The organism is Pseudomonas sp. M5A4_2d (assembly GCF_053345295.1).
Genome location: NZ_JBKEZW010000012.1, coordinates 117,412 through 139,227, shown reverse-complemented (window position 1 = coordinate 139,227; position 21,816 = coordinate 117,412). Strand labels below are relative to the sequence as shown.

Genomic DNA, 21,816 nt, shown 5'->3' with positions numbered 1-21,816 from the left:
CCGCGAGAATACTGCTCTCACCCAATCGAAAGGAACCACCCATGCCGCCCGCCGCCGCTGTATCGGTCGTCAGCGCCCCGCGCACTGCCAGAGATGGCGTTGCCCTTACCGCCGTCTGCCTCGTAGCCCTGATGTTCGGCCTGGAAATCTCCAGCGTGCCGGTCATCCTGCCAACCCTGGAACAGCAGTTGGGCACGGGCTTTCAGGACGCGCAATGGATCATGAATGCCTACACCCTGGCCTGCACCAGCGTCTTGATGGCAGCGGGCACACTGGCCGATCGCTTTGGGCGTCGGCGCATGCTGGTGCTGTGCTTGTGGCTGTTTGGGCTGGCCTCGCTGGCGTGTGGGTTGGCGAACGACGCGTCCACGCTGATCGCTGCACGTTTTGTCCAGGGCGTGGGCGCCGGTGCCATGATGATCTGTCAGTTCGCAATTCTTTCGCACCGGTTTCGTGAACCCGCGGCACGGGCCCGCGCTTTCGCAATATGGGGCGTGATCGCGGGCGTGGGCCTGGGCTTCGGGCCGATGGTGGGCGCGTTGATTTTGGCGGTAGCAGACTGGCGCTGGGTGTTCCTCGTGCATGCGCCGCTAACCCTGTTGACCTTGGTGTTGCTGCGCATCAGCGTCGAGGAATCCCGCGACCCGGCCGGCCATCGCCTCGACATTGCCGGCATGCTGACCCTGACGCTGTCGGTATTTGCGCTGGTGTACTTCATCACCCAGGGCAGCGAGAACGGCTTCGGCGCACCGGCCATGCTCGGTTGGGCAGGCTTGTCGCTGGCCGGGCTGCTGCTATTTATCCTGATTGAAAGGCGCAGCGCCCAGCCGATGTTCGATTTCTCGGTGTTCCGCATCCAGCGCTTCAACGGCGCGCTGATGGGCTCGATCGGCATGAATTTCAGCTTCTGGCCATTCATGATCTACCTGCCACTCTACTTCCAGGCCGGCCTGGGCTACGACACGATGACCACCGGCGGCGCCCTGCTCGCCTACACCTTGCCCACGTTGCTGGTGCCACCGTTGGCCGAACGCCTGGCCCTGCGCTTTGGCGCAGCACGCATCATTCCCTTGGGCCTGGGCTTGATGGGGGCGGGTTTTATCGCCATGGCCGCGGCCAATAGCGTCGAGCATCCGAGCATTGTATTAGTGCTTTTCAGCTGCGCGATGGCCGGCGTGGGCCTGGCGCTGACCAATTCGCCCACCACCAACACCACCACCGGCTCGGTCTCAGCCGACCGCGCGGGCATGGCCTCGGGCATCGACCTCAGTGCACGGCTGATAACCCTGGCCCTCAATATCGCGCTGATGGGGCTGGTGCTGTTGCTGGGAATCAGCCATCACCTCGCGAGCCTGCTCCCCGAAACCACGGCCATGAATTGGCCAGAAATCAGCCAGCATATTGCGGCGGGCAAGCTGGACGTGTTGGCGCTGGCCCCCACCGATGCCCAGGCCGCGCTGCGCCACGGCGTCGGTTGGGCGATGCTCTTTGCGGGCCTGGGCGCTTGCGGGTTGGCGGTGTTGAGCGGGTATTTTTTCCGACGCGCCAAGTAAACGAAAACGGGCCTGCAAATGCAGGCCCGTTTTAGTAGGGATGAAAGAACCGTCAGCTATCAGCTGTTAAAGACCGCACGTTCTTTTTCCAGAAACTCCTGTTCAAGCTCATCTTCATTGACTTTGGTGGTCGGCTGGCTTTTTCCGGCAGCGCGTGGCTTGCCTTGCAGTTTGCCGAACAGATGTTCCAGCGCATGCTCCAGCTTGACGGCTGCGCCGTCGATCGCCTGTTCCAGGGTATCGGCTTTATGCAATACCGACAGCGGTTGATGACCCTTTGGCCGTGCTTCCAGACGGCAACTTAAATCGTGGGGACCAGGCTTGTCGCCATTTTCGTCCTTCAGGTAGACCTCAACGCGGGTCAGGTGCTCTTCATAATGTTCGAGCGTGCTCTCAATGGTAGTACGTACCCACTCCTCCAGTCGGATGCTGCTTTCAATATGGTTATCGCTATTGACTTGGATTTGCATAGTTCTTCCCTTATTTCAGCTAGCTCGCGAGAGGTCACAAACTGCAACACCGGGGTGGTGAAACCATGACCTCTTGATTACACAATTGAGCACTCAGAAGAACATTTCAAGTCCTTTGCAAAGATAAATCCCACATTACAAATTAAGTCTGACTACGAGCAAAAACGCTGTTAGGGTGGGGAGTTAGTTACATCTTCTTACGCCCAGCGAACCTTACAATTGCCCCTCCCCCAACGGGTGCAGTCCGCGAAAAATCCCCGCTTCTTCCACCAGCCAGTCATGCACCGCACGTACGCCCGGATGGCTCAGCGCGCCCGGCGCGTAAAGCAGCACGTAGCGTTTATGGTTGGGCACGGCCAGCCCAAACGGCACGATCAAGGTGCCGCGCTCCAGTTCATCATTGAGCAACGTGCGCCGCGCGATGGCCACGCCCATGCCGGCGATGGCAGCCTCGATGGTCAGGTGATTGCGGTTGAAGGTGTGCCCGCGCCGCACATCGGCTTGGTGATAGCCAATGGCGTTCAGGTAGAACTCCCACTCGGCGTATTCATAACTCCCACGCCAGGCAGTAATGTCATGCAACAGCGGGAAATGCACCAGGTCAGCCGGGCCATGCAAGGGCGGGCGGCCGCGCAGCAGGCTGGGGGCGCACACCGGGAAAATTTGTTCATCGAGCAGGGCTGTGGATAACAGGCCGGGGTAGCTGCCGTCGTTCAAGTCGATGGCCAGGTCGAAGTCACCCTCGTGCAGCGCGATGCTGCTGTCTTCGGCGACCATGCGCAGCTGGATATCCGGAAAACGTTGCTGCAGGCGTGGCAAGCGCGGGGTCAGCCACTTGCCGAGAAACGAGGGGATAGAACGCAACCGCAAGGTGCCGCTGATCATCCCCGCGTCCAACCGCTGCAATTCGGCATCGATGCTGCCGTAGGCCTCCCCCACCGTCGCCGCCAGTCGCTGCCCTTCGGCACTCAGTTCCACCCCGCGCGCACGTCGATGAAACAGGCGAAAGCCCAAACGCTCCTCCAACTGGCGGATTTGCTGGCTCACCGCCCCCGGTGTGATGTGCAGTTCTTCGGCGCAGCGGGTGAACGACAGATGCCGCGCAGCACAGGAAAAAACGTGCAGCCAGACATACGTCTGACCATGAAGGGGGCGGGCCATAGGGTTTAGTCCTGCTAAAGGGTGTCTTAGGATAATTCGTTGGTCAGTGCCGATCCAGAGGCTCAGTATCGCGCCAATTCCGCTCGTCCTACAAAACATGGCAGCGATTTCTACTCCATTGCTTGTAAGGCTTTAGCATGGCTATCAGTGTTTTCGATCTATTCAAGGTGGGCATCGGCCCTTCCAGCTCGCATACCGTCGGCCCGATGCGGGCGGCGGCGACCTTTGCCCAAGCCCTCACCGACCAGCATTTGCTGAACGACATACGCCGTGTCGAAGTGCGTCTGTACGGCTCGTTGTCCGCCACCGGCGTCGGCCATGCCACCGACCGCGCCTGCGTGATGGGCCTGATGGGCGAATGGCCGGATAAGGTCGATCCCACCTCGATCAACGCGCGTATCCAGCAATTGCACGAGTCCGGCCGTTTATTGCTCGCGGGCAAGCAGGACATTGCCTTCAACTGGCACACAGACCTGCTCCTGCTGGACGAAAGCCTGCCCTATCACCCCAACGCCATGTCCCTGCACGCCTACGGCGACAGCGGCCTGCTCAGCGAACAAACCTATTACTCGGTAGGTGGTGGTTTCATCATCGAAGCGGCTGAAGCTGCCTCAGGCATTGCGCCTGCCAGCGATGTGGAATTGCCCTACGACTTTTCCAGCGCCGTCGAACTGCTGGCCCTGTGCAACACGCACGGCCTGCGGGTTTCGGAATTGATGATGGCCAACGAACGCGCATGGCGCAGCGATGAAGACATCCGCAGCGGGCTGCTGCATATCTGGTCAGTGATGCGCGAATGCGTAGAGCAAGGCCTGCGCCATGAAGGCATCTTGCCAGGTGGCCTTGATGTGCCACGCCGTGCGGCGAAATTGCACCGCAGCCTGTTGGAAATCGGCAAACCCAATGTCATCACCTCGACCTTGTCGGCCATGGAATGGGTCAACCTGTTCGCCCTCGCCGTCAACGAAGAAAATGCCGCCGGCGGGCGTATGGTCACTGCGCCAACCAACGGCGCGGCAGGCATCATTCCAGCGGTGCTGCATTACTACATGAAGTTCAACGCGGACGCGTCCGACGATGATGTGGTCAATTTCTTCCTCGCTGCAGCGGCCGTCGGCATCCTGTGCAAAAAGAACGCCTCGATCTCCGGCGCCGAAGTCGGTTGCCAGGGCGAGGTGGGTTCCGCCTGCGCCATGGCCGCCGCCGGCCTGGCCGACATCCTCGGCGCCACCCCGGAACAACTGGAAAACGCCGCCGAAATCGGCCTGGAACACAACCTCGGGCTGACCTGCGACCCGGTCGGTGGCCTGGTGCAAGTGCCGTGCATCGAGCGCAACGCCATCGCCGCCGTCAAAGCCATCAATGCCACACAAATGGCCCTGCGCGGTGACGGCAAACACTTCATTTCCCTCGACCGGGTAATCCGCACCATGCGCGATACCGGCGCAGACATGCATGACAAATACAAAGAAACTTCACGGGGCGGCCTGGCGGTCAGCTGGGTGGAGTGCTGATCGGAGCACTTTTACCCGCCCCATACGTGAGCCCGCGCAAAAATAATAACGAGGCAATACCGATGACCGATGTACGTACACCTGCTGCCGAAAATCCTGCTTCAGAGACCACCGTAACAACTGGCTGGACCAAACACGACACCACCTGGATGCTGGGCCTCTACGGCACCGCCATCGGCGCAGGCACCTTGTTCCTGCCAATCAATGCTGGCGTCGGCGGATTCTGGCCGCTGATCGTGCTGGCGTTGCTGGCCTTTCCGATGACCTTCTTTGCTCATCGTGGGCTGACGCGTTTTGTATTGTCAGGCAAATCCGGCGACATCACCGACGTGGTCGAAGAACACTTCGGCGTCGGTGCCGGCAAGCTGATCACCCTGCTCTACTTCTTCGCCATCTTCCCGATCCTGCTGGTGTACAGCGTGGCGCTGACCAACACGCTGAGCAGCTTCATGGAACACCAACTGCACACGGCCCCGCCGCCCCGGGCGATCCTGTCGCTGGTGTTGATCCTCGGTCTGATGGCCATCGTGCGCTGCGGCCAGGGTGTGATCGTCAAGGCCATGAGTATGCTGGTGTACCCGTTCGTCGCCGCCCTGCTATTGCTGGCCGTGAGCCTGATCCCCAACTGGAACGGCGCATTTTTCGCCTCGGCCAGCGAAGGCATGCCGTTACCGCTGTTCTTCAAGACCCTGTGGCTGGCGATCCCGGTGATGGTGTTTTCCTTCAACCACTCACCGATCATTTCAGCGTTCGCGGTTGACCAGAAGCGCGTGTATGGCGCCCAGGCCGAGCGCAAAAGCAGCGGCATCCTCGCCACTGCCCACGGCATGATGGTGCTGACGGTGATGTTCTTCTGCTTCAGTTGCGTGCTGGCCCTGTCGCCAGCCGACTTGGCCGCCGCCAAGGCGCAGAACATTTCGATCCTGTCGTACCTGGCCAACCACTTCCAGACCCCGGTGATCGCCTACGCCGCGCCGTTGATCGCGCTGGTGGCCATTACCAAATCCTTCCTCGGCCACTACATCGGCGCCAGCGAAGGCTTCCAGGGGCTGATCGTCAAATCCCTGCGCGGGCGTAACCGCTCGATGTCGTCCAAAGGGCTGGAACGCTGTACCGCACTGTTCATGGTGCTGACCTGCTGGGCCGTGGCCACCTTCAACCCAAGCATCCTGGGGATGATCGAAACCCTGGGCGGGCCGATCATCGCGTGCCTGCTGTTCCTGATGCCGATGTACGCGATTCGCCGCGTGCCATCTCTGCGCCAGTACTCGGGCCAACTGTCGAATGTGTTTGTGGTGGTGATCGGGCTGATTGCGCTGTCTGCGATCGTTTTCTCGGTATTGCCCTGAAATAGCCCACCGCCCTCAAGAACAACACAAAACAAATGCGGGAGGGGGCTTACTCCCGATGGCGATCCTTCAGCCGAGCATTTATTGACTGATACACCGCTAACGGGAGCAAGCCCCCTCCCACATTGGACTATCACTGGGTGATGGATTGCTTTACGGCACGGCCCTTGCTGTACAGCTCATGAGGCAAACGGACTTTGTGAAACCTCAGCGACGGAGTGGCCGGTGGTCAGGCAACGCGAACTAATCCTGACACCGGTCGTCAATGACTGCATGTTCCTATCAGGCGGTAACGCACCATGGACAATCCTTTTCAGATCATCACCGACACCTTCACCCCCAACTACCGCGTCAACCTGAGCATCCAACGGCTGGATGGCAGCATCATGCTCACCCTCTCGAATGAGGACGGCGTGGTGGCCAAACGCATGATCAGCGCCGAACAACGCAACGACCCGCAGCGGCTCAAACGGCTGGTGCAAAGTATTCAATTCGGCATCGCCATCGAGCAGGGCCACAGCGCCATGGAAATCCTCACGGTGATGACGGACGGCGACAGCCACAAACTCCTGCAGCGACCGCCCGCCCGCACCCTGCCCTTCAGCGTTGGGCTTTAAAGCTCGCCCTTCTCGGTTTCCAGGCTCGCTTCGCCCTTGCGGCGCGGGCCTTCAACCTTTACCGACGGGAACGCCGACGAGGCGTAGCGCACCACCAGAATCGAGAACGCCAACAGCAGAATGCCGCCACACAGGTAGATGATGCCGATGTCAGGCGGGTTGTGGTGCGACACGTTGGAAATCAGCAGGCGCGTCAGCGCAGTGATCGCCACGTAGATCAGGAAGCGCACCGGCATGTGGTTGGTCTTGAAGTAAATCCCGACCATTGCGCCCAGTTCCAGGTAGATGAACAGCAGCAAGATGTCATCAATCTTGATGTGCCCGGTCTCCAGCATCCCCAGAAACTCCATCACTGCTGCCCAGGCGGTCACCGCACCAATGGCGAACAGCGCCAGGTAATGGAACGTCTCGACGAACAGATTGCCCAGCGACTCGGCCAGCCCATGGACTTGCCGGCGCAGCTTTTCGGCCCAGTTGATTTTCACGATGATGCTTCCTTAGGTCGGCTCGACCGGATAATGCGGGTTGGACGTGACGGTTGTTTTGCATGCAGAAAAAAGGCCAGAGGCACGTATAAGATGAGGGCGGGATGACATGAGACACGCCAAACCTGCATTTACGGGCTACATTAAAAAACTGCTACCCAAACCCCAGGGTTTGGCTTACTCTTTTAGCTGTATATAAATACAGTAGTCGAAAAAGACAACTATCGTGAAGGCATGTGAGGTGGTAAATGGCCGTCGAAGTGGTATACCGCAGCAGCCGAGATCTGGAGCGTTTGTTCATGGATAAAGCCGAAGCTGACCGTCATGACAAAATGCTTGAACTCGCTGAGTTGCTGGCAGAAGTGTTGCAAAAAGCCGTGCCGTCCCTGAGCGAGCAGCAGGTGGAAGAAGCCGGGATCTACATGGCGAAGAACCGCGATGTATTTGCCAAGGCGTTCAAGAGCCAACCGGACGCTTTGTCCGAGTTGCTGAACCCAACGGCGGAATAAAGCCCGAATTGAACAGGCCCTGAATCAATGATTCAGGGCCTTTTTAATGCCTGGACTATTTGTACAGCAGGCGCTCGGCCAGCTCATCCGCCACCCGTGCGGGGGAGCGTTTTTCGGCCTGGGCGTGGGCGAAGATTTCGGTGAGGCGCGTACCGATGTTGGACAGGTGCGCGGTGATGTCCGCCAGCTCGGCGCCGGCGTGTTTGAGGGCGACGTAGATCAGGCCGCCAGAGTTGATCACGTAGTCCGGGGCGTAGAGGATGCCGCGCCCTTCCAACTGGTCGGCGATGTCCAGGGTGGTCAGTTGCGCGCTGGCAGAACCGGCCACGGCGGCGCAACGCAGTTGGCCGACGCTGTGCCGATTGAACACCGCACCGAGGCCACAAGGCGCGAGAATGTCGCAAGGCGTGCTGAGCAAGGCGTCGTTGGCGATAGGGTGTGCGCCGAGTTGCTCCATGGCGAGCTGTACCTTGCCGTGGTCGATGTCGCTTACCAGCAATTCAGCGCCCGCGGCATGCAGTTGTTCGGCGAGGGCGTAACCCACATTGCCCAGGCCCTGCACCGCAACGCGCAAGCCTTCGAGGTTGTCACTGCCCAGGCGGGCCATGGCGGCGGCACGGATGCCGGTGAACACGCCCATGGCAGCATGGGGCGCGGGGTCGCCGGCGGCGGTGGTGCTGGTGACGAAGCGCGTGTGCTGGGCGATGCAGTCCATGTCGGCCACTGAAGTGCCGCTGTCGATCGAGGTAACGAAGCGGCCATCGAGTTTTTCAATGCAACGGCCAAACGCTTCAAACAAGGCGGCGCGACTTTCCACGTGCACGGGACGGATGATCACCGCCGTCCCGCCGCCCACCTGCAGGCCGGCCAGGGCGGCTTTGTAGCTCATGCCTTGGGCCAGGCGCGCGGCATCGGCCACGGCACTTTCATCGTCGGGGTAAGCGAGATAACGGCAACCGCCCAAGGCAGGCCCCAAGCGGCTGTTATGAATGGCGATGACCGCCTTCAGCCCGGTGACCGCGTCGACGCTCAGGTGCAGCGACTCAAGGCGGGTGCTGTGCATAAGCGCAAACATCGTCGAGCTCCCGAATCACTTCTGGTAGAGGCCCAAGTATAGGCTTGCGGTAGAAAACTGCCGAAGTGCGCTGGAATAAGCCGCCGGATTTCGTGGGGTCTGCGACATAAGCACGTCGGTTATTGCTTAAGTCACTGGACGAAAATTCACAGCAAGGCTAAAACGGGGGCATCCGCCGGAGAACGCAATGAATCCCCGCAAAGCCTTTTTCGCCTGCCTGGACCGTTCACCCCCTGCGCTGTTTGAAGCTGCGCTGTGGATTGCTGCCGAACACGACCCCGCCGTGCAGCCCTTGCTGATCCTGCAAGAGCTCATTGTGCTGCAGCAACAGGTCAGCGTGGGCATGCCCATGTTGCCGGCGGATGAACTCGGCCAGCCGCTGCTGCGGCGCATGAATGACTTGGGGTTCGCCCAGGATGACTTCACCCCGCTGCGCCCGGCGGCGGCCTTGCTCGACAAGGTATTACAACGCAAACGCGGGCAACCCCTGGCCATGGGGCTGATCGCGCTTGAGTTGGCGCGGCGCCTGGATATCCCCATGGTGGGCGTGAACTTCCCGGGCCATTTCCTGCTGCGGGTGCCCGGCGCCGATCACCTGCTGGACCCCTGCGGCGGGCGACGCCTGTACCCCAATGACTGCCGAGAATTGCTGCATCGCCAGTACGGGCCGAATCTCAAGTTACACGCCGACCACCTGCTGACCGCCGGCCCGCGCTCGATCCTGCAACGGTTGTCACGCAACCTGCGCCAACTGCACCTCTCCAACGACAACCCGCTGGCCGCGCTGGTCGACGCCGAACGCGTGCTGGAACTGGGCAACGCCAGCGCCGCCGACTACCTGGCGCGGGCCAGTTTGTACCAGCGCCTGGATTGCCCGAGCGCTGAACGTTTTGACCTCGAGCACGCCTTGTTGCTCAGCGAGGACCCGATCCAGCGCCTGCGCCTGACGGAGCGGCTGGGGCACCTGCCGCCCAACTCAGTGGTGCACTGAAATACGTGCTGTGTGGCGAGCCGGCTCGCCACATAAACCGCGTCAACCGGTCAATCAGTGATTGGCCGGCGCCTTGAGAATATCGCTATACAGCGGGCTCTTCGGCGCAGTCGGTACAGGCGAGCGCACCTGGATGATCAACAGCGCCGCAATCACCGCCGGAATCGCACAGAAGAAGAAAATCTGCTCCACCGGAATATGCATCGCCAGCAACATGCTGCCAAAGAGCGGCCCCAGGATTGACCCGAATCGCCCCACGCCCAACGCCCAGCCAGTGCCGGTGGCGCGCACATGCGCCGGGTAGAAGTTACTGGCGAAGGCATTGAGGGTCAGTTGCCCACCGATGATGCAAAACCCGGCGGCGAATACACAGGCCACCAGATAGCGCGGATTATCGTGGTTCAGGCCCAGCAAAATGGTGCATACCGCCGCCGCTGCCAACACGCCGGACAGCAGCCGTACCTTGCTTTTCAGGCGGTCGGCGAACCAGGCCATGCCGATGGCGCCCAAAGTGCCGGCGAACAGGAACATCGAGGTCACCAGGTTGGCTTCGTTCAGCGCCAGGCCACTTTCCAGCAACAACGACGGCAGCCAACTGATCATGAAATACAGCAGGATCAGGCTGACGAAAAAGGTCGCCCAGATCAACACGGTCGGGCGCGCGTAACCATTTCGGAACAGCTCGACCACCGTGAGTTTGCTGCCCCGCTCCTGAAGGTTTTCGGCTTCGCTCGCCAACGGCGGTTGCCAGTCGGGCAGCATGCGACCAGTGACTTTGCGCAAGCACGCATACGGCGGCGCATCCCGCAGCAGGCGCGGCAGGGATTCCGGCAACAGCCAGATCAGAAAAGGAAACAGCAGCAACGGCGTCACGCCGCCGGCGAGGAATACCGCCTGCCAACCGAAGCCATCGATAAACCCAGCGGCCACGAAACCACCCGCCGCGCCGCCGAACGAGAAACCGCACGCGGCCAGGGTCACCATCAAGGTGCGCATCCGGGGCGGCGAATAGTCCGACATCAACGCCATGGCACTCGGCATTGCGCCGCCCATGCCGATGCCGCAGATAAACCGTGCGGCCATCAGCGTGGTCAGCGAATTGGCAAACACCATCAACACCGTGAGGCTGGCGTAGATCAGTACGCAGCCGAGCAGGATGCGCCGCACACCAAAGCGGTCAGCCAGTGGCGTGACCAGCAACGAGCCCAGCGTCAGGCCCAGCAGGTTGGCACTGAATACCGGACCGAATGCCGCTTTTTCCAGGCCCCAGTCCTTCGCCAATGCCGGAACCACATAGCCCAGCACCTGCGCGTCGTAGCCATCGGTTACCAGCAGCAACGCCAGCAACAGGAGAATCAACCACTGATAGCGCGACACCGGACGGGCGTCGAGTGCCGCGCGAAAGCTGGCAATCTGATTGTGCATCGCAAGGTACCTGTTATTTTTATGAGGATGTCGCCGATCAAAATGTGGGAGCGGGCTTGCTCGCGAAAGCGATGTGTCAGCGACAAATGTTTCGACTGATCCGACGCATTCGCGAGCAAGCTCCTACATTGATTCAGGGTGCTTCTGGAGTATCCGGTTGATTAGCCGGATGCGCCTGCACAAACGCCGGATGCTGCGCCGCCAACGCCGCCACGCGCCCAATGCGCGGGTACGCCGCCAACGGCACCTTGAAGCGTTCGGCCGCATACAGCTGAGGAATCAGAAACGCATCCGCCATCCCCGGCTGCTCGCCAAAGCAAAAGCCTTTATCGCCAATCAACTGCTCGACTGCACCCAGGCCCTGGCTGATCCAGTGCCCGATCCACTCCAGCAATTGCGCCTCGTCATGCCCCCACTGGCGCAGCAGGTTCTGGGTGCTGGAGTTGTGCAACGGGTGAATATCGCAGCCGATGATCGACGCCACCGCGCGCTCATGGGCACGGGTTGCGAGGTCTTTGGAAAGCAGCGGCGCCTGTGGATAACGTTCGTCCAGGTACTCGATGATCGCTGGCGACTGAATCAACAACTCGCCCTCGTCGGTACGCAGCGCCGGCACCCGGCCTTGCGGGTTGATCGCCAGGTACGCCGGTTGGCGATTGGCCCCACCGGGCGGCACCAGCAGGTTGACCGGCACGGCGCTGAAGTCCAACCCCTTGAGCGCCAGGGCGATACGCACCCGGTACGACGACGTAGAACGGTAGTAGGTATAGAGTTCCATCGCCCTGCCCTCTTAGCGCGCCGCGACCACAGTGCCACGGCACTCGCCGAAGCCGATGGAGGCAAACCCTTCGCGGCTGCACCGGGCGCGCAGGATGATCTCGTCGCCGTCTTCGAGGAACTTGCGCACCTCGCCGGAGGCCAGTTCAATCGGCTTTTTGCCGCCTTCGGTGATTTCCAGCAGACTGCCGAATTGCCCCGGTTGCGGGCCGGACAAGGTGCCCGAACCGAACAGATCACCGGCCTGCAACTGGCAGCCGTTGACGCTGTGGTGTGCAACCATTTGCGCCACGGTCCAGTACATGTGCTGGGTGTTACTCAACGTCAGGCGATGGGCCGGCAGGTTTTGCTCGCGCATCGAGGCGGTGGTCAGCAGCACTTCCAGTTCGATGTCAAAGCCGCCCGCGGCCTGGTCACGCGTGTCCAGCAGGTACGGCAGCGGTTGCGGATCGCCTTCGGGGCGTGCCGGTTGGGCTTTGCGGAACGGCGCCAGCGCTTCGGCCGTCACCACCCACGGCGAGATGCTGGTGATAAAGCTTTTGGACAGGAACGGGCCCAGTGGCTGGTATTCCCAAGCCTGGATATCCCGCGCCGACCAGTCGTTGAGCAGGCAGAAACCGGCGATATGCTCGGCGGCGTCACCAATCGCAATCGAGTCACCCATGGCATTGCCCTGGCCGATCCAGATGCCCAGCTCCAATTCGTAATCCAGGCGTGCGCAGGGGCCGAAGGTTGGCTCGGTCTGGCCGGCGGGCAGCGTCTGGCCTTTGGGCCGGCGTACATCTGTGCCCGACGGGCGAATGGTCGAGGCGCGGCCGTGATAACCGATCGGCACGTACTTGTAGTTCGGCAGCAATGGGTTGTCGGGACGGAACAGTTTGCCGACGTTTTGCGCGTGTTCAATGCCGACATAGAAGTCGGTGTAATCGCTGATTTTCGCCGGCAGGTGCATCTGGCAATCGGCGGCGCGGTGCAGCACCTGCGCTTCACGGGTTTGCAGCTTGCTGCCTTCGGCGAGCAGCTCCAGCAGCCGCTCGCGCAAGGCCAGGCGCGGGCCACGGCCCAGCTCGAAAAAGGCGTTCAACTGGCCACCTACCGTCGCTTCAACTGCGCGACGGGCTTCACCGTCAAATTCGTCCAGCGCGGCATGCAGGTCGAGGATCGCGTCGCCAATTGCCACGCCGCTGCGCGGTGCCGAGCCGTTGATGCTGAACACGCCCAACGGCAGGTTCTGCAACGGGAAATCACGGTGACCGTTGGCGGAGTCCACCCAGCTGCGGGTTAGCGTTGGTTGAGTCATGGGTTATCTCCGGTTCGGGTTGAAGGTGGCGGGCAGCGAGGCCCAGCACGCGTCGTAAGTGTTTTGCAGTTGCGGGCATTCCAGGGCGAACTGTGTGGGGCGCAGCACTTGGCTGGTCTCGAACATGAAGGCCATGGTGTTATCAATCTTGTGCGGCGCCAGTTCCACATTGATGGCCTTGGTGCACGTCTCGCCGTCCGGACCATGGGCACTCATGCAACTGTGCAGCGACGCACCACCGGGCAGGAAGCCTTCGGCCTTGGCGTCGTAGGCGCCCTGGATCAGGCCCATGTATTCGTTCATCAGGTTGCGGTGGAACCACGGCGGCCGGAAGGTGTTCTCGGCCACCATCCAGCGCGGCGGGAAAATCACGAAGTCGAGGTTGGCCAGGCCATGCACGCTGGTGGGCGAGGTCAACACGGTGAAGATCGACGGGTCCGGGTGATCGAAACTGACGGTGCCAATGGTATTGAAGCGGCGCAGGTCGTATTTGTACGGCACGTTATTGCCGTGCCAGGCGACCACGTTCAGGGGCGAATGGTCCAGCTCACAGGCCCACAACTCGCCGAGGAACTTCTGTACCAGCGTGGTCGGTTTTTTGAGGTCTTCGTAGTGCGCGACCGGCGTCAGGAAATCACGCGGGTTGGCCAGGCCGTTGCTGCCGATAGGCCCCAGGTCCGGCAGGCGCAGCGACGCGCCGTGGTTTTCGGCGACGTAGCCGCGCGCTTGGGCGTCCAGCAGTTCGACACGGAATTTAAGGCCGCGCGGCAGCACGACGATTTCCAGCGGCTCGAGGTCCAGTACGCCCAACTCGGTGGCGATGCGCAGCCGGCCCTGCTCGGGGACGATCAACAGTTCGCCGTCGGCGTTGAAGAACACTCGTTCCATGGAACGGTTGGCGCGGTAGTTGTAGATGCTGATGCCTGAGGGGTTTGCAGACCCTGAGTTGGCCACCATGCCTACGAGCCCGTCGATAAAGTCCGTCGGCTCGGCGGGCATATCCAACGGGTTCCAACGCAGGCGATTCGGCGTCACAGCACCCAACGGCCCACCAGCCAGTTGCCGTTCGAGCTTCACGAAGGCCGGGTGATTGGCCGATGGCTGAATGCGGTACAGCCACGTGCGCCGGGCTTCGCTGCGCACCATGGTGAAGGCGGTACCGGAAAACAGTTCGGTGTACAGGCCATAGGGCGCTTTTTGCGGGGAATTCTGGCCGACGGGCAGCGCGCCGGGCAGGGCTTCGCTGGCGAATTCATTGCCGAAGCCCGACAGGTATTCGAGGTTCATGGATCATCCTCAGTACGGAAGTTGTTTTTATCGTAATCCAGTTACGCATAACGTAATTTGAACACTATCGACCGTCAAGCTATAAAGACGCCCATTCATCTCTCGGATTCTCGCTCCCCCATGGAAAAGCCCCGCGACACCGGTAAACAGAAAGTCCGCTCGGCCGAAGTGGGCACCGATATCCTCAAGGCCCTCGCCGAACTGTCCCCGGCCACCTCGCTGTCGCGCCTGGCCGAGCACGTGCAGATGCCGGCGAGCAAGGTCCATCGCTATTTGCAGGCACTGATCGCCTCGGGGTTTGCCGAACAGAACACCGCCACCAACCACTATGGCCTGGGCCGCGAAGCCTTGCGCGTGGGCCTGGCGGCGCTGGGCAGCATGGATGTGTTGAAAGTCGGCGCCCTGCCCCTGGCGGAGCTGCGCGATGAACTGAATGAGACCTGCTTTTTGGCGGTGTGGGGCAACCAGGGCGCGACCGTGGTGCACATCGAGCCGGCGGTGCGCGCTATCACGGTGGTGACGCAGTTGGGTTCGGTGTTGCCGCTGCTCAGCTCATCCACCGGGTTGGTGTTCAGCGCTTATTTACCGTCGCGGGAGACCGTCGAATTGCGCGAGCGTGAGATCCAGGCCGGTATCGCCCATGCCCTGGCGGATGATCAGGCCTACGCCAGCGCGTGTGAACAGATCCGCAGCCGTGGCCTGCACTTTGTGCATGGCTTGCTGATGCCCGGCGTCGATGCATTGTCGGCGCCGGTGTTCAACGCAATCGGGCACGTGGCGGCGGTGATGACCGTGGTCGGCCCCACCTCGCTGTTCCACGCCGATGAAGATGGCCCGGCGGCGCAGCGCTTGCTGGCCGCGACCCGGGCCGTGAGTTGGCGGATGGGCTATCAGCCCTGAATCAATCGTCCCAACGTGACAGGGCCACCGCCACGCGGTTCTCCAGGCCCTTCACCTGCGCGCCGGCCACCACGTAGTTATTGGTCAGCATCGAGAACACCAACTGGCGCCCGTGAGCATCGGTGATGTAACCGCTCAAGGACGACACGCCGCCCATGGAGCCGGTCTTGGCGTGCAGGTTGTTTTCAGCCGTTGTGCCGCGCAAGCGATAACTCAGGCTGCCACCGGTCATGCGGTCGGTGTTGCCGGCAATCGGCAGCGCGTTGTACCAGGCGCTGAACCACGGCTGTTTGCTCGCAGCCAGCAGCAGGTCGGTGAGGTTTTGCGACGACACCAGGTTACGCCGTGACAGGCCGGAACCGTCGACCTGGCTCAGCGTTGCCGTGTCCAGCCCCTGGCGCTTGAGAAACCCGGCCACCGCCACCACACCCGCCGCCGCCGTGCCGCTATTGGCCGTCTTGCGGCCCATGGCCTTGAGCAGGGCTTCGGACATGTTGTTGTTCGAGAGTTTGAGCAGCGGCGTGATCAGTTCCTGCAACGGCGCCGACTGGTGCTCGGCCAACACCGTCGCCGTGGCCGGGCTGGCGCCGCCCATCACTCGACGCCCCAGCACCGTAATGCCCTGCTGCGCCAACGCCTGTTCAAACAGATTGGCCACCAGTTGCGTCGGCTCCCACACACTGACCAATTGTTCGCTCTGCCGCCCCGGTGCTACGGCGCCACTGAGCTGCAGCAGATTGGTGCCATGGCGGCGGTTGATGCCATAGGTGTTGCCTGGCCCGCTGACGGCGCGGTTGCTCAATTGCAGGTAGTCGGTCGGCGGGAAGATATCGACATTCACCGGCTGGCCCACACGCGCTGGCGCTTTGGCCGTGACCAGTACGCTGCCCGCATCAAAATCTGCGTTAGGTGACACGGTCAGCGCCGAAATCTGCGCGCCGTAGTAGGTGGTTTCGTCATCGTGGGACCAATCGACACCCAGCCGCTCGGCGTCAAACCAGGTGTCGTCGAACACCAGGTCGCCCTGCACCTGGCGCACGCCCTGGCTGGCCAATTGCGCCGCAAGAGCCCGGTAGTCGGCGAACTGAATGGTCGGGTCGCCCAGGCCACGCAGGTACAAGTTGCCGGTCAGGCGATCGCCCTGGCGTATGCCATTGCTCAGCAGTTGCGTCGCGAAGCGGTATTGCGGCCCCAGCACGTCCATGGCCGCAGCGGTGGTCAGCAGCTTGAGGTTGGAGGCTGGCACCAGCCGTGTGCGTGGGTTGTGCTCGTAGAGCGTGGTGCCGCTGCGGGCGTCACGCACCATCAGCGAAACCGTGGCGCCGTGCAGCGCCGGGTCGGCCAGCAACTGGTCCAGGCTGGGCCCGGACGCCGTCTTCGATGATGTTGCGCAGCCACCAAGCAACAGGCCAAAGGCCAGCGTCATTGCACTGGCGTGTATCCATCGTCCCAACCGCATAAACCTGGCGTTCCTGAATCTACGAAAGTGCGCAGCTTGGTTAATTCACCGCGCTCAATCAAGTGCCAGGGTGGTGATGGAGAACGTATCGGCCTGAAATTGCGGGTCTGGCTTGGGTTCGGCCGGGCTCGGCGCGGGCTGTACAAAGTCCATGGCGGGCAGGTAAACGCGCTGGCGTTGCGCATCGAAGGCCATGTTGTAGGCCATCGGCAAGGTGCTGAGGGTCGCAGCCACGGCGTAATGATCGGCATCCTGTTGGTCGATCACCATCAGGTTGGCATCCACACCGCTGGGGATCAGCAGCCGACGATGTTGCGCATCATAGGCTACGGCATTGACGTCACGCCCAATCGGCAACGTCGCCTTGACTTCACCCGTCTGCCGATCGGCAACGATCAATACCGGCGCATCGCCGCGACACGCCACAAACAAACGCTGGCGCTCGACATCCTGGGCCAACGCGCTGGGCTTGGGGCAACCAGCAAACTGCCAGGTATCCAGCACGGCAAAGGTGCTGGCCGCATACCGCGCGACCTTGCCTTCATCGCGCATCGGCAGGAAGAAACTGCCATCGCCCTTAAGCAACAGCGGGTCGATTTTCTTCACCGCCAGCTCATGGGCGCCGGTGATGCGCTCTTGTTTGGGATCAAACTCAAACAGCGTCGAGCGGTCTGCCCGCCGCCCACTCACAATGATCACCTTGCCGGTAGATGGCTCATACACCGCGCTGTTGAGGTTGCTGTGTGCCACGGCGATACGCTTGAGCGGCTTGAGTGTGGATAACTGCACCACGCCCAAACTGCCGTCGGTATTGAGCACGAACACTCGGTCCAGCTTGGGCACAAACACCACGCCGTTGGCGCCTGCAGACTGGGCCACGGTCTTGACCGCACGCTGATGCAGCACATCAAACACGCTCAGGCCGTTTTCACGCCGCGCCACAAACAGATACGGACGGGTCGGGTCGAGGCCAATAAAACCCCAGCTGTGGCCGGCACCGGGCAGGGTCACCCGGTGTTCACGGTGGTAGGCGCTGGAATCCGCCAGCGCCGTGCTGCTGAGCAGCAAGCCCAATAACCAGATGGATTTTTTCATCAGAAGGTCAACGTACTGGACACCGACACCTGCCGCGCATCGCCCAGCGAGACAAACACCCGGCTCGCGGCCGATGCGTAGTACGTGCGGTCGAACAGGTTCTTCACATTGAGCTGGAACTTGACCTTCTGCCCTTCGATTTTGGTGTCGTAGGTGGCAAACGCATCCGCGACGGTGTAGCCAGGCAGGTTGAAATCGTTGGCGGCATCGCCAGCGCGCTCACCGACATAACGCGCACCTGCGCCCACCCGCAGTTGATCGCCACCGAAAATATTGCCGAAGTCGTAGACCGCCGAGAGTGAGCCTGTGTGCTTGGCCACGTTTTGCAGGCGGTTGCCCTCAAGGGTCGGGTCTTTGTCCTTGGTGTCCAAGGCATCGGTGTAGGCATAGCTGCCGATCACGCTCCACTGGTCGGTCAACTGGCCGGTAGCGTCCAACTCCAGGCCACGCGAACGCACTTGCCCAGCAATGCTGTAGACCGTGTTCGCACCGGAACCCACCGACACCAGCACGTTGCGTTTGTCGATATTGAACAACGCTGCGCTGGCGGTAATACGCCCAGGGATGTCGAGCTTGGCCCCCAGTTCCCAGGACTTGGATTCCTCAGGCGTGAGGTCGCCGGTCAAGGTGCTGCCATCGGCCAAGGCGGCGATGGTGGAGTTGGGCTTGAACGACTCGGTGTAGCTGCCGTAGAACGACAGCTCATCCGTGTAGCGGTACACCAGGCCGGCACGCGGCACCCAGGCCTGGCCATTGCCGTTGGTATTGGCCGTAAACGGCACGCCCTTGCCAGCGTACTGGTCGTACATCTGATAGCGCACACCGCCCACCAGAATCCATTGGTCGGTCAGGTGAATGGCGTCCTGGAAGAACAGCGAGTCGCTGCGCAGCAGGTCAGTCTGGGCGCTGTCCTTGGCGCTGACGGTGGTGCCTTCCACATCTTTGCCGTAGACCGGATTGAGGTAGCTGAATGCGCTGCGTTGCGCCTGGCGAATCAGGTCGGCGCGATAGATCTTGCGGTACTCATCGTCCAGGCCGAACACCAGGTCATGCTGCATGCCACCGACGTTCACCTTGCCTTCCAGGCTCATCGTGGCGAAACGATCGGTGGTCAACGCGCCCCGCGTGCCGTCCATGCTGCGGGTCAGCGTGCCGTTAGGGTTGACCGACACAATGCGCACTTGGCTGGCGTCGTAGGTTTCGCGGTTCCAGCTGTAGCCGAAGTGCGCTTTCCAGTCGTCGTTCAAATCGTGGTCGACTTCCAGGCGGTACAGGTCGGAGCGGCCTTCCATATTGTTGAACGGCTCGTCCAGGCGACGCGTCGTGGGGATGTTCAGCGGATGGTTGGTCTTGGGGTCGATGGCGGTGCCACGGTCGAACGGCGAGAGGAATTCGCGGTGTTCATAGGCGAAGACCACTTTAGTGGTGTCGCCGTACCAGGCCAGGGACGGCGCCACCAACGTCTCGCGGTGGGTACCGAAATTGCGCCAGTAATCTTCGTCTTCATGGTCGACGATCAGGCGATAGGCCAGGCCGCCGTCACCGATGGGCCCGGTGGTGTCGAGGCTGCCGCCGCTGCCGTTTTTGCCGTTGCCGAACGTCGAGCCACGTGCGGTCAGGGAGGTGGATTGCACCAACTCGGGCTTTTTGCTGACGATATTCACCACGCCGCCCGGGTCCTGGATGCCGTACAGCAGTGATGACGGGCCCTTGAGCACTTCAACGCGCTCGGCGGTGGCGTTCAACGCGCGGCCCTGCACCACCGGCATGCCGTCCTGCATGATTGAGCCGTTACGGTTGTCGCCAAAACCGCGCAGCATCACCGCGTCCTGGGTGCTGGCCAAGGTGTTGGCCTGGGTGATGCCGCTGATATTGGCGAGGGCGTCATCGAGGTTGCGCGGGGTCTGGTCGCGCAGCACTTGGGCAGGCACCACGTTGACGGTTTGCGGGGTTTCCAACAGCAGGCCATGGGAACGCATCACTGAGCTGGTGGGCGGCGGCTGGTAGCTGGTGCTGTCCTGGGCCGGGCTGGCGCCGCTGATGGTGGTGGCGCCGAGGTTGACCGCGCCGTCAGTGGGCGCGGGCTCGAGGGCCAGGGTGCGGGCGTCGATCTGGCGGAAGGTAAAGCCTGAATGACCGAGCAGGCGTTGCAGGGCCTGGGTCGCGCTCATCTGCCCGCTGACCGCCGGGGCACTGAGGCCGTAGGGCGCTTCGTCGGTGTAGATCACGCTGATGCCGGTCACCCGGCTGAATTCGCTCAGGGCCTGGGGCAGCGGTTTGGCTGCCAGCGCAAAGTTGAACTGGGCGCTTTGCTGTTCCTGCGCCTGCGCCACGGCCAGGGGCAGTAACGCCAGCCCCGACACCGTCAATACCGAGGCTCCCAGCCACTGTTTTACCCAACCGCCCGCCGTCGACTTCATGCTGTGAGAACCCGTGTAGAAAACGCTGTTAATGCGAATTAATCGCAGTTTCAAGCACTACACGGTTGAGCGGTGGATTTACCTCACCTTTGTTTGCAAATATTTTTACTTATTGCGCTTGAATGCGAAAACCCAGGCGCGGGAAATGCACGTGCACGGTGCCCGCGCGCTCGTCGGTACGACGCAGGATCAGCTCTTCACGCCCGGCAAACAGCAGCTCTCCGGCCACCGGATCGGTGCCGTAGTCGGTGGCCGAAATAGTCACCTGTTGCCCGGGCTTGAAGCCGTTCAAGTCCTCGAACCGTTCGTCAGGCAAGCCGGCAGGCGTGGCGTTACGCGCCACTTCCAGCGCGTGTTCGGCAGTCATCTCACTGGCGGTGCCATGGCCAAAACCCAGCACCCGGTCCAGCCAGGCGGCAACGGCCGGATACGCATCCACCAACGGCGCCGTCACCGAAGAGCCTTTGAGGAACCACAGCGGATGAGCCAGGGCAACGTCGGCAATCGACGGTTCACCAAACAGGAAATCCCCAGCCTGGTGCTGCAATTGCTGATCGATGCGGCTGATGATCGCCGGCCATTGATGCCTGGCCTGGTCCAACTGCAAGCGGGCTGCCGTGCCGCCGCTGAACAACTTGCTGCGGTCGGCCACCAGCACCTGAAGCATTTGCGCGGGTACGTTGGCAAATTTCACGGCCAGGGATTCCGGCTGGAACACCAGCGCCACGGCATGGGAAAACACCACGGAGTCCGCCCAGGCGGCAAACCCTTGGGTGACCAGTTCCAGGCCTTGGGGAAACAGCGCCGGGGCGGCTTTTTCCTGTTCCAGGCGGCGGGCGATCAAGGCAGTGTCACAGTAGATATCGGCGCCGACTTGCAGCACGGGCGTCTTGCGATAGCCGCCGGTCAGGGCCGTCAAGTCGGGTTTTGGCATCACTGGCGAGATGCGTACGGAGTGCCAGGACAAGCCCTTTAACCCAAGCATCAGCCGGGCTTTTTCAGCGAAGGGTGATTGCGGGTAGTGGTGAAGGATCAACTCAGACATGCCAGGCTCCGCCCAATAAGTGAGCCACTAGCTTAGCCTGCAAAAACACGCGCGGGGGCGATGGGAACCCATCAGTCAAATCAATGAGCCGCTCGCCGCCAGGCACTCCTTGGCGCTTTTCTTCAATTTTTTGATCAGCCGTTCCTGGCGCAGCGCCTCGCCCTTGCTCGCACATTGCTCGGTGTACACCAGCGCAACCGCCGGGCTGGACAAAAAGAACCGCGCGCCCTTGCCGCTCTGATGAGAAGCAAAACGGCGCACCGGGTCGTTGCTGATGCCGCAATACAGCGAGCCGTTGGCGGCGCGCACCAGGTAGACGAACCAGGGTTTGGGTTCAGGAAGATCAGTCACGGGTCTATTCGGCAAACCAGAAGAGCGCCAATC

General features: G+C 61.6%; 20 protein-coding genes. 7 read left to right on the top strand and 13 right to left on the bottom strand.

What is annotated here, in order from left to right; genetic code table 11:
- The first annotated feature begins 41 nt into the window (after positions 1 to 41).
- Positions 42 to 1,553 carry an MFS transporter gene (locus tag ACLBW8_RS24925; protein ID WP_447806546.1) on the top strand — a complete coding sequence of 504 codons (1,512 nt, stop codon included), beginning with the start codon at positions 42 to 44 and terminating at the stop codon, positions 1,551 to 1,553.
- 59 nt (positions 1,554 to 1,612) lie between these two features.
- Here ACLBW8_RS24925 and ACLBW8_RS24920 read toward each other — a convergent pair whose 3' ends face one another.
- Positions 1,613 to 2,023, bottom strand: a complete 411-nt coding sequence (locus ACLBW8_RS24920) for an HPF/RaiA family ribosome-associated protein (protein ID WP_064450842.1) — start codon at positions 2,021 to 2,023, stop codon at positions 1,613 to 1,615.
- Between the two features lie 213 nt (positions 2,024 to 2,236).
- Positions 2,237 to 3,184, bottom strand: a complete 948-nt coding sequence (locus ACLBW8_RS24915; protein WP_053254551.1) for a LysR substrate-binding domain-containing protein — start codon at positions 3,182 to 3,184, stop codon at positions 2,237 to 2,239.
- A 137-nt stretch (positions 3,185 to 3,321) separates the two neighbouring features.
- Here ACLBW8_RS24915 and ACLBW8_RS24910 point away from each other — a divergent pair, with 137 nt between their 5' ends.
- The 3 genes from ACLBW8_RS24910 (at position 3,322) to ACLBW8_RS24900 (ending at position 6,664) form a co-directional block, all read left to right on the top strand.
- Positions 3,322 to 4,698 carry an L-serine ammonia-lyase gene (locus ACLBW8_RS24910; protein ID WP_447806545.1) on the top strand — a complete coding sequence of 459 codons (1,377 nt, stop codon included), beginning with the start codon at positions 3,322 to 3,324 and terminating at the stop codon, positions 4,696 to 4,698.
- A gap of 62 nt (positions 4,699 to 4,760) precedes the next feature.
- A complete protein-coding gene (locus ACLBW8_RS24905) occupies positions 4,761 to 6,047 on the top strand; it encodes a serine/threonine transporter (RefSeq protein WP_447806544.1) in 1,287 nt (428 codons plus the stop codon).
- 299 nt (positions 6,048 to 6,346) lie between these two features.
- Positions 6,347 to 6,664, top strand: a complete 318-nt coding sequence (locus tag ACLBW8_RS24900) for a DUF3509 domain-containing protein (RefSeq protein WP_053254548.1) — start codon at positions 6,347 to 6,349, stop codon at positions 6,662 to 6,664.
- Here ACLBW8_RS24900 and ACLBW8_RS24895 read toward each other — a convergent pair.
- A complete protein-coding gene (locus ACLBW8_RS24895) occupies positions 6,661 to 7,149 on the bottom strand; it encodes a phosphate-starvation-inducible protein PsiE (protein WP_064450838.1) in 489 nt (162 codons plus the stop codon). The genes ACLBW8_RS24900 and ACLBW8_RS24895 overlap by 4 nt on opposite strands.
- 248 nt (positions 7,150 to 7,397) lie before the next feature.
- On the opposite strand from ACLBW8_RS24895, the gene ACLBW8_RS24890 reads away from it, so the two are divergent.
- A complete protein-coding gene (locus ACLBW8_RS24890; protein WP_016974596.1) occupies positions 7,398 to 7,658 on the top strand; it encodes a YebG family protein in 261 nt (86 codons plus the stop codon).
- A gap of 55 nt (positions 7,659 to 7,713) precedes the next feature.
- On the opposite strand, the gene ACLBW8_RS24885 is transcribed toward ACLBW8_RS24890, so the two are convergent.
- Entirely contained in the window at positions 7,714 to 8,733 is a 1,020-nt protein-coding gene (locus tag ACLBW8_RS24885) for a Glu/Leu/Phe/Val dehydrogenase family protein (protein ID WP_064450835.1), read from the bottom strand.
- Between the two features lie 187 nt (positions 8,734 to 8,920).
- On the opposite strand from ACLBW8_RS24885, the gene ACLBW8_RS24880 reads away from it, so the two are divergent.
- The gene (locus ACLBW8_RS24880) at positions 8,921 to 9,724 is read left to right on the top strand and encodes a SirB1 family protein (RefSeq protein WP_447806543.1); all 804 of its coding nucleotides are present in this window, start codon (positions 8,921 to 8,923) and stop codon (positions 9,722 to 9,724) included.
- Positions 9,725 to 9,778: 54 nt separating this feature from the next.
- Here ACLBW8_RS24880 and ACLBW8_RS24875 read toward each other — a convergent pair whose 3' ends face one another.
- The 4 genes from ACLBW8_RS24875 to hmgA form a co-directional block, all read right to left on the bottom strand.
- Positions 9,779 to 11,149, bottom strand: a complete 1,371-nt coding sequence (locus ACLBW8_RS24875; protein WP_447806542.1) for an MFS transporter — start codon at positions 11,147 to 11,149, stop codon at positions 9,779 to 9,781.
- 133 nt (positions 11,150 to 11,282) lie between these two features.
- On the bottom strand, positions 11,283 to 11,927 hold the full coding sequence (maiA, locus tag ACLBW8_RS24870; protein ID WP_221294004.1) for a maleylacetoacetate isomerase: 645 nt from the start codon (positions 11,925 to 11,927) through the stop codon (positions 11,283 to 11,285).
- A gap of 12 nt (positions 11,928 to 11,939) precedes the next feature.
- Positions 11,940 to 13,226, bottom strand: coding sequence for a fumarylacetoacetase (fahA, locus tag ACLBW8_RS24865; RefSeq protein WP_447806541.1), 1,287 nt, complete (start codon positions 13,224 to 13,226; stop codon positions 11,940 to 11,942).
- A gap of 3 nt (positions 13,227 to 13,229) precedes the next feature.
- Positions 13,230 to 14,513, bottom strand: coding sequence for a homogentisate 1,2-dioxygenase (gene hmgA, locus ACLBW8_RS24860; RefSeq protein ID WP_447806540.1), 1,284 nt, complete (start codon positions 14,511 to 14,513; stop codon positions 13,230 to 13,232).
- Between the two features lie 120 nt (positions 14,514 to 14,633).
- Here hmgA and ACLBW8_RS24855 point away from each other — a divergent pair, with 120 nt between their 5' ends.
- Entirely contained in the window at positions 14,634 to 15,413 is a 780-nt protein-coding gene (locus tag ACLBW8_RS24855; RefSeq protein WP_064450829.1) for an IclR family transcriptional regulator, read from the top strand.
- A 1-nt stretch (position 15,414) separates the two neighbouring features.
- On the opposite strand, the gene dacB is transcribed toward ACLBW8_RS24855, so the two are convergent.
- The 5 genes from dacB to ACLBW8_RS24830 all read right to left on the bottom strand — a co-directional run bounded on the left by dacB (position 15,415) and on the right by ACLBW8_RS24830 (position 21,783).
- Positions 15,415 to 16,872 carry a D-alanyl-D-alanine carboxypeptidase/D-alanyl-D-alanine endopeptidase gene (gene dacB / locus ACLBW8_RS24850; protein ID WP_447806539.1) on the bottom strand — a complete coding sequence of 486 codons (1,458 nt, stop codon included), beginning with the start codon at positions 16,870 to 16,872 and terminating at the stop codon, positions 15,415 to 15,417.
- A gap of 54 nt (positions 16,873 to 16,926) precedes the next feature.
- Positions 16,927 to 17,967, bottom strand: coding sequence for a YncE family protein (locus tag ACLBW8_RS24845; protein ID WP_447806538.1), 1,041 nt, complete (start codon positions 17,965 to 17,967; stop codon positions 16,927 to 16,929).
- Positions 17,967 to 20,387 carry a TonB-dependent siderophore receptor gene (locus tag ACLBW8_RS24840; RefSeq protein ID WP_447806537.1) on the bottom strand — a complete coding sequence of 807 codons (2,421 nt, stop codon included), beginning with the start codon at positions 20,385 to 20,387 and terminating at the stop codon, positions 17,967 to 17,969. Before ACLBW8_RS24840 ends, ACLBW8_RS24845 begins: the two co-directional genes overlap by 1 nt.
- A gap of 109 nt (positions 20,388 to 20,496) precedes the next feature.
- The gene (locus ACLBW8_RS24835) at positions 20,497 to 21,432 is read right to left on the bottom strand and encodes a glutathione S-transferase family protein (RefSeq protein WP_447806536.1); all 936 of its coding nucleotides are present in this window, start codon (positions 21,430 to 21,432) and stop codon (positions 20,497 to 20,499) included.
- A gap of 75 nt (positions 21,433 to 21,507) precedes the next feature.
- The gene (locus ACLBW8_RS24830) at positions 21,508 to 21,783 is read right to left on the bottom strand and encodes a GIY-YIG nuclease family protein (RefSeq protein WP_025855645.1); all 276 of its coding nucleotides are present in this window, start codon (positions 21,781 to 21,783) and stop codon (positions 21,508 to 21,510) included.
- Positions 21,784 to 21,816 lie beyond the last annotated feature (33 nt).

Coding starts and splice junctions, on each gene's coding strand:
- ACLBW8_RS24925 (WP_447806546.1), top strand. CDS start 42: ATGCCGCCCGCCGCCGCTGTATCGGTCGTCAGCGCCCCGCGCACTGCC.
- ACLBW8_RS24920 (WP_064450842.1), bottom strand. CDS start 2,023: ATGCAAATCCAAGTCAATAGCGATAACCATATTGAAAGCAGCATCCGA.
- ACLBW8_RS24915 (WP_053254551.1), bottom strand. CDS start 3,184: ATGGCCCGCCCCCTTCATGGTCAGACGTATGTCTGGCTGCACGTTTTT.
- ACLBW8_RS24910 (WP_447806545.1), top strand. CDS start 3,322: ATGGCTATCAGTGTTTTCGATCTATTCAAGGTGGGCATCGGCCCTTCC.
- ACLBW8_RS24905 (WP_447806544.1), top strand. CDS start 4,761: ATGACCGATGTACGTACACCTGCTGCCGAAAATCCTGCTTCAGAGACC.
- ACLBW8_RS24900 (WP_053254548.1), top strand. CDS start 6,347: ATGGACAATCCTTTTCAGATCATCACCGACACCTTCACCCCCAACTAC.
- ACLBW8_RS24890 (WP_016974596.1), top strand. CDS start 7,398: ATGGCCGTCGAAGTGGTATACCGCAGCAGCCGAGATCTGGAGCGTTTG.
- ACLBW8_RS24885 (WP_064450835.1), bottom strand. CDS start 8,733: ATGTTTGCGCTTATGCACAGCACCCGCCTTGAGTCGCTGCACCTGAGC.
- ACLBW8_RS24880 (WP_447806543.1), top strand. CDS start 8,921: ATGAATCCCCGCAAAGCCTTTTTCGCCTGCCTGGACCGTTCACCCCCT.
- ACLBW8_RS24875 (WP_447806542.1), bottom strand. CDS start 11,149: ATGCACAATCAGATTGCCAGCTTTCGCGCGGCACTCGACGCCCGTCCG.
- maiA (WP_221294004.1), bottom strand. CDS start 11,927: ATGGAACTCTATACCTACTACCGTTCTACGTCGTCGTACCGGGTGCGT.
- fahA (WP_447806541.1), bottom strand. CDS start 13,226: ATGACTCAACCAACGCTAACCCGCAGCTGGGTGGACTCCGCCAACGGT.
- hmgA (WP_447806540.1), bottom strand. CDS start 14,513: ATGAACCTCGAATACCTGTCGGGCTTCGGCAATGAATTCGCCAGCGAA.
- ACLBW8_RS24855 (WP_064450829.1), top strand. CDS start 14,634: ATGGAAAAGCCCCGCGACACCGGTAAACAGAAAGTCCGCTCGGCCGAA.
- dacB (WP_447806539.1), bottom strand. CDS start 16,872: ATGCGGTTGGGACGATGGATACACGCCAGTGCAATGACGCTGGCCTTT.
- ACLBW8_RS24845 (WP_447806538.1), bottom strand. CDS start 17,967: ATGAAAAAATCCATCTGGTTATTGGGCTTGCTGCTCAGCAGCACGGCG.
- ACLBW8_RS24840 (WP_447806537.1), bottom strand. CDS start 20,387: ATGAAGTCGACGGCGGGCGGTTGGGTAAAACAGTGGCTGGGAGCCTCG.
- ACLBW8_RS24835 (WP_447806536.1), bottom strand. CDS start 21,432: ATGTCTGAGTTGATCCTTCACCACTACCCGCAATCACCCTTCGCTGAA.